Below are 6,000 nucleotides of genomic sequence, written 5' to 3'. Positions count from 1 at the left end.
CTGCTGGTGGCGCAGGCCCTGGCGCAGGTGCCGCAATTCGAGGCCGAGCAGCGCGCCGCGCTCTATGCGCTGGCGACGCTCACCGGCGACACGCCTGCCGCTATCGACACTGCCGCGGCAGCCTGCACCACGCCGCCGAGAGTCCGCACCGCGATCCCGGTGGGCGACGGCGCGGCCTTGCTCGCGCGTCGCCCCGATGTGCGCGCAGCCGAAGCCCGGCTCGCGGCCGATACGGCGCGCGTCGGCGTGGAGACGGCGGCGCTCTATCCCTCGATCCGGCTGGCAGGTTCACTGTCGATCGGCGGGACAAGCCCCGATGCGCTGACGCGATCGAACAATATCGGTTTCTCGATCGGCCCGCTGATCTCCTGGTCGCTGCCGATCGATGGCGCGGTGCGGGCGCGGATCAATGCTGCCTCGGCGCAGGCTGATGCTCGTCTCGCGGCGTTCGACGGCGCCGTGCTGACGGCGCTGCAGGAAACCGAACAGGCGCTGGCACGGCTCAAGGCGGCGATCGAGCAGGAAGCCGCGCTTCAGACGGCCGCCAAGGCCGCCGAAGAAGTGGCGCGGATCACGCGCATCCGCTTTCGCGCGGGCCGCGATAACGCGCTGCAGCTGCTCGAGGTCGAACGCAACCTGTTCGCTGCGCGCGCCGCGAGCGGATCTGCCATGGCGGCGCGGGCCGAGGCCGAGGTGTCGCTGTTCCGCGCGCTGGGCGGTGGCTGGGAAAACGCTCCGCCGGTGCAGGAGGTCAGCGCGACCAAGCGCGACTGATCGGCGCAACCGGCGCGATCAGTTGCGCAGCCGCTCGATCGCCTGGGCCAGCGCAACGTAGAGCTTGCCGGTCTCGGACGAGAGCAGCGTCACACCCATCACGCCGCCGTCGCGGGTGGACAGAACCGTGCGCAGCATGCTCTCGAAATCGTGGATATAGCGGTTCACCAGCTCGAAGAATTCGGGGTCGTTCTCGTACGCCGAGGCGATGTCCCTGGCTTCGCCATTGTCGATCAGCCGCACCGCGCGCCGCGTGAACACGCCGCGATCGCCGCGCAGATAGGCCGACCAGGCGGTGTCGCTGACCTCGGCCGACAGGATCTTGTCGACATCAATCGCGGTCGAATGCAGCGATTCGGTCAGCAGCGCCAGCCGGCGTGCGAAGTCGTTGTCGGTGCGCTCCTCGGCCTGCTCGCGCGCATCGGCGACGCGGCGCTCGAGATGCGTGGCGAGGTCGTCGACGCGGGCAAGCTGGTCCTTGAGGTGCAGGCTCGCCTCGCTGGTCGCGCCGACCGCGCGGTTGATCGCGCTCTCCAGTTTGCCCACCAGCTCTTCCGCCTTGCCGCGAAGCACCTTTTCGAGCGCCGCGGCGCTGTCCTGGCCCAGCTTGTCGGTCGCGCCCGCGATCGCGCGGTCCATCGCGCGGCGCGCTTCCTCGGCGGCGGCCTGCGCCTCGCGGTGCACGTCGCGCATCGTCTCGACCAGCTTGATCGCCGATGTCTCGTTGATCTGGTCGATATCGTCGCGCGCAGAGCGCATCGCCGCGATCAGCGCGCCGATATCCTCCGCCCGCTCGCGCCATCCGGCCTCGCTGCTTCCCGCAAGCCGTTCGACCTCGGATGCCTGTTCGGCGATGCGCTGCTCGAAATTGCCGAGGATCGAGCCCAGCCGGATCATCTCGTCATCGACCTGCGAGACATGCGCGCGCAGGCTGGCCACGCCCTGCTCGCTCGCCCCGGTCTTGCGGTCGAGCGCGTCGAGCGCCTCGGGGATCGCCTGCCCCGCCTGGCTTTCGATCGCCTCGAGCAGCGCGCGGACGCGCTGCGACTTCGCGTCGAAAATCTCGGCATGGCCGCTGCCCGCCGCCAGTTTTTCCGACAGGCTGGCCACATTGGAATCGAGCGCGGAAAGGGCGAAGGCGAGCCGCGCCAGCGCTTCGCTGCTGTGCGTTCGGCAGCAGCGATGATTTGGCGGATCGTGGCTTCGCTCTCGCCCGCCGAGGTCGCGAGCGTGGCCAGCGTGAGGCCGAGATCGTCGGCGGCCGCGCGCATGTCCTGGCGGCTGCGCACGGCGCGCTCGGCCATGGACTCGGCCAGCGTGGCGAGCGATCGCTCGAGTTCCGCGACATGCGCGTGCAGCTGTTCGGTCTGGGTTTCTGCGGTCCGATCGAGATTGCTGCGCGTGTTGGCCAGGCGGCTGGCAACGGTCTCGATCGCGCGATCCATCTGTTCGCTCGCCTCGGCGACATGGCCGGTAAGCGCGGCACCGCTGGTCTCGACCGACTGGGCCAGACGGAGGACGGCCGCATCCGAATCCTGCACCAGGGTGCCGATCTGCGCGCTCGCGGCCTGGCCGAACTCGTTGAGCTTCTGGAACGCGCCGATCATGCTTTCGACCTGGCCCTGCGCCGTCCGCCCGGCATTGCCGATCTGGTTGGTGACGTCCTTGGCCGAGTTGGCAATCACTGGCAGGTGGTTGCGCAGCTTTTCCATATTGCCGTGCGCCGCCGCGCTGACCTCGCCGATCGCGCGCATGCCGGTATCGCTCGCCTCGATCGTCGCGCGCAGGTCCTCGGCAAAGCTGCGCAGGCGATCGCTCGACACGCGGCCCAGCGATTCGAGCTCGAGGCTCTGATTGGCCAGGAACTCGCGCGCCAGCGACAGTTCGGCATTCACATGCGCGAGCCGGGTCTCGAGCAGGCTGCTCTCCGCCCGCAGCGATCCCGCCAGCTGCGCGAAGCGCCGCGCCTCGCTGCTGCTGTTGCGCTGCATCACCAGATAGAGTGCGGCGATCATCGCGATCGGCATCGCCCATTGCGCGATCGCCTGCATCGCCAGCACCGGTGTCATCATCGCCAGCCACATCGGCAGCGAGGCCCAGACGAACGCCGCAGTCCAGGCGAGGCCCAGCGCGATCGCGACCCAGCCCCAGCGGCCGATCACCGGCACGCTCTCCGGCAGCTCATCGTCGCTCGCCCAGGGCACATGCGAATCGCTCGGCTCCTCCGCAGCGGCGCGCGAAGGCATGGCCGGTGCCGCCATGTCCGGAACCGGCTCCTGCACCGCAGGATTCTCGTCGCTGCGGCCATGCCGCAGATCTATGATCTTCTTCCCCTCGCCCATGCCCCTATGCTTAACAGATTTTGCCGGGCCAGAAACCGAAAGTTAAGGCGAGCGCGCTATAGCTGCGCGCCATGGCTTATGAATCCGGAGCATTGAACGCGGCGCTGGCCGCCGCCGTCGGCAGCGATCCCGATCTCGTCGCGGAGCTTCGCGGAGCCTTTATCGAGAGCGCCGCGCGCCAGATCGACCTGCTGGGTCGCGCGCGCTGTGATGCGAACTGGCATTTTGCCGCGCTGCGGCTCAAGAGCCTGGCTGCCAGCTTCAGCGTGCAGGGCATTGTCGATCTCGCCGATCAGGCGCTCGAAGGCGCGCCGGGCGATCCGGTCGTCCTGCGCGATCTGGCGAGCGCGATGCGCGACTTCGGCGAAACGCCCTCCGCCGACCTGTAAACTTGGCGCGTCGCCCGGCGGTCCCGACCGCAGCCGGTTGGCATCCCCGCCGCCAGCCGATAAGAGAGCGGCTCCCGATGGACTGGAGCCGCATGGCGTGCGTACCGCACTGATATCGCTGATCGAAACCGTTCCGGGCAGCACCGCGTTGCGCGGGGCGCTGCCGCTCGCGCACGGTCGGCTGGCGATGCTGCAGATCGATCTGGCGGTTCAGGCAGGCGCGGGCGAGATCCTGTGCCTTGTGAGCACGGTCGACGAACGAACGCGCGAGATCGAGGCCTATGCCGCGCAGCGCAGCCTTGCCTTCCATCTGGTGCGGTCGGTCGCGGATATCAGTGTGCGCCTTGCCAGCGAGGACGAGCTGCTGGTCATCGCCGATGGCCTGTATGTTTCGCCGTCCGACATGGACCGGCTGGCGCGCGAAACCGGAACGTTCGTCGCCAGTTTCGCTCCCGGCGATGGCGCGCGCGTGCTCGTCGAGCGGTTCGAGCGGATCGATATCAATCATGTCTGGGCGGGGCTCGCCTGTGTCCGCGCGCGCGATCTGGTCGAGGCGCGCGATCTGCCCGACGACTGGAGCATCCAGTCCGCGCTGCTGCGTCTCGCCGTCCAGCGCGGCTACCGACGCGAGGTCCTGCCCTTTTCGCTTGCCGAGGCGGGCCGCATCGCGATCGTGCGCGAGCCGGGCGAGGTCGAGATCCTGGCGCTGCAGGAACTTGCGGGGTCATCAGGGGCGCTCGGCGGCAGGATCGTCCAGACCGGCGCCATGGCCTCGCTCGCCCGGCGCATCTGGGCCACCAGCTGGAGCCGCCCTGCGTTGCGCCTTGCCGCGATCGGCCTGCCAGTGCTCGGCATCGGCACGGCGGCGGCGGGATGGGGCATCGCGGCACTCGCCATGCTGGTGGCGGGGCGCGCGGCAGGCCATGCGGCCAACCGGCTGTTCGGGCGCTTTGTCGGTCGCCTGACCAAGCCGTCCGAGCAGATCGCGCGCGACATGGCCTTCGCGATCGCCTTCGTCGTCGTGACGGTGCTGAGCGTCGCCGCATCGGACCGGCTGTCGGGCCTCTTCGCCGCGCTGCTGCTGCCCGGGCTGGCGACAGTGCTGGGGCGCGTGACCGGCCCCGTTTCCCGGCTGTGGCGAAGGCTTGCCGGATCGCCCAGCCTGGTCGCGGTCGCCGCCCTGGTCGCGCTGCCGCTGGGGCTGCTGATGCCGATGCTGATGCTCTGGAATCTCGGGCTGACGGGGCTATTGTTGTGGCAGACGCATCGCGCGCCGCTTGCGGCGGGCCAGCGCTGAGCCCATATTCGCGGGTGGGCGCTGGTCCTTTCAACTAACAGCATTTTAACCAGCCATTGGTAGGGCAAGGCGATGAGTACCGACACGGCCCCTGCACGCCCGGCCTTACGGGACGTTGGCGCGCTGCTGCGCCAGGCCGACGCTCAGGCTCGGCAGGCCATGGCGGTACCGGCGCTGGTGCGCCAGCATCTGCTGCCCGATCAGGCCCAGCGCCTGCGCGAGGACGACATCAGCCTGACCGGCGGCTTTGTCGAATCGCTGGCGGCACGCCTGGCCGAGGCGCTCACCGGATCGGCAGAGCGGGGTGCGGACCTGGCGCGCCATGCCGTTCTTGCGCATGCGCCCACCACTCGCCTGCTGTTCGCGCGCGCGATCGAGGCGCGGTTGTGCCGCAACACGCCGCTGGTCGGGCTTGCGACAGCGGAACTGCCGTCGCGCGTGGAAGCGCAAGTCGGCGATGCGCAGGACGAACTGGCCGAGGCCGCGATGGCGCTGATCATAGCGCAGAGCCGGTTTCTCAGCCGCGCGCAGGGTTTCGCGATCGATCCCGACGAACTGCCGCCCGAGACTCTGCATGGCCTCGTGCGCGCGTGCCTCGTCTTTCTCCAGGAGCGCGCCGCTGGCGACCCGCTGCAACTGAACCGGGCTGGCGAGGCCTTTCTGCAGGGCTTTGACGAGCGCCGGGGACGCCCGCACCGGCTCATGCGGTTCTGCCATCTGTTCGAACTGCCCCGCAGCGGCGATGCCTGGTCGCTCGCCGACAATGGCCCGAGCCTGATCTTCGCCATGCTCGAGCGGGCGAGCGGGCTTTCGGCCGAACTGCTGTTCGACATGCTGCGCGATCCCGATCTGGCGCGACTATCGGTGGTGCTGCGCGCATCCGGGCTGGAGGGTGATATCGCTGCACCGCTGCTTCAGGGACTGGCTGCGCTGGCATCGTTGCCCCCCGACACGCTGCCGCCGGCGGCGGATCTGCGCGCGCTGGCCCAAGAAGATGCTGCGCGGCTGGTCGCCGGATGGCGCAACCTCGATCCGCTGGCGCAAACGGGAGCCGTGTGGTGAACGCCGAGGCGAATTCCGCAGTGCCTGCGTCGGCCCGCCCGGCCGCCGATCCACGAAGAGCCGTCCGGCTCGACCGCGATGGGCGTTTGCTGCACGCCGATGCCCGGATCAGCGAATTGCACCACGCCCTCGGCGG

The 6,000-nt window shown here is 69.5% G+C and carries 6 protein-coding genes; 4 read left to right on the top strand and 2 right to left on the bottom strand.

The window, feature by feature from the left end; genetic code table 11:
* Positions 1–774: TolC family protein (locus DM995_RS22065; RefSeq protein ID WP_232823989.1), on the top strand; the 774-nt coding region annotated here is incomplete at its 5' end.
* An 18-nt stretch (positions 775–792) separates the two neighbouring features.
* On the opposite strand, the gene DM995_RS02315 is transcribed toward DM995_RS22065, so the two are convergent.
* The gene (locus tag DM995_RS02315) at positions 793–1,713 is read right to left on the bottom strand and encodes a hypothetical protein (RefSeq protein ID WP_157973044.1); all 921 of its coding nucleotides are present in this window, start codon (positions 1,711–1,713) and stop codon (positions 793–795) included.
* Positions 1,668–3,116, bottom strand: a complete 1,449-nt coding sequence (locus DM995_RS02310) for a hypothetical protein (RefSeq protein ID WP_116968365.1) — start codon at positions 3,114–3,116, stop codon at positions 1,668–1,670. The genes DM995_RS02315 and DM995_RS02310 overlap by 46 nt, the downstream gene beginning before the upstream one ends.
* 71 nt (positions 3,117–3,187) lie before the next feature.
* On the opposite strand from DM995_RS02310, the gene DM995_RS02305 reads away from it, so the two are divergent.
* The 3 genes from DM995_RS02305 to DM995_RS02295 all read left to right on the top strand — a co-directional run bounded on the left by DM995_RS02305 (position 3,188) and on the right by DM995_RS02295 (position 5,864).
* A complete protein-coding gene (locus DM995_RS02305; RefSeq protein ID WP_116968364.1) occupies positions 3,188–3,505 on the top strand; it encodes an Hpt domain-containing protein in 318 nt (105 codons plus the stop codon).
* 97 nt (positions 3,506–3,602) lie between these two features.
* A complete protein-coding gene (locus tag DM995_RS02300; RefSeq protein ID WP_116968363.1) occupies positions 3,603–4,802 on the top strand; it encodes a hypothetical protein in 1,200 nt (399 codons plus the stop codon).
* 72 nt (positions 4,803–4,874) lie between these two features.
* A complete protein-coding gene (locus DM995_RS02295) occupies positions 4,875–5,864 on the top strand; it encodes a hypothetical protein (RefSeq protein WP_157973043.1) in 990 nt (329 codons plus the stop codon).
* Positions 5,865–6,000: the final 136 nt, after the last annotated feature.

The organism is Blastomonas sp. UPD001 (assembly GCF_003426715.1).
In the GTDB taxonomy this organism is placed as follows: Bacteria; Pseudomonadota; Alphaproteobacteria; order Sphingomonadales; family Sphingomonadaceae; genus Blastomonas.
Note: the sequence above shows the minus strand (reverse complement) of the source record. Positions and strands in the feature narration are given on the sequence as shown.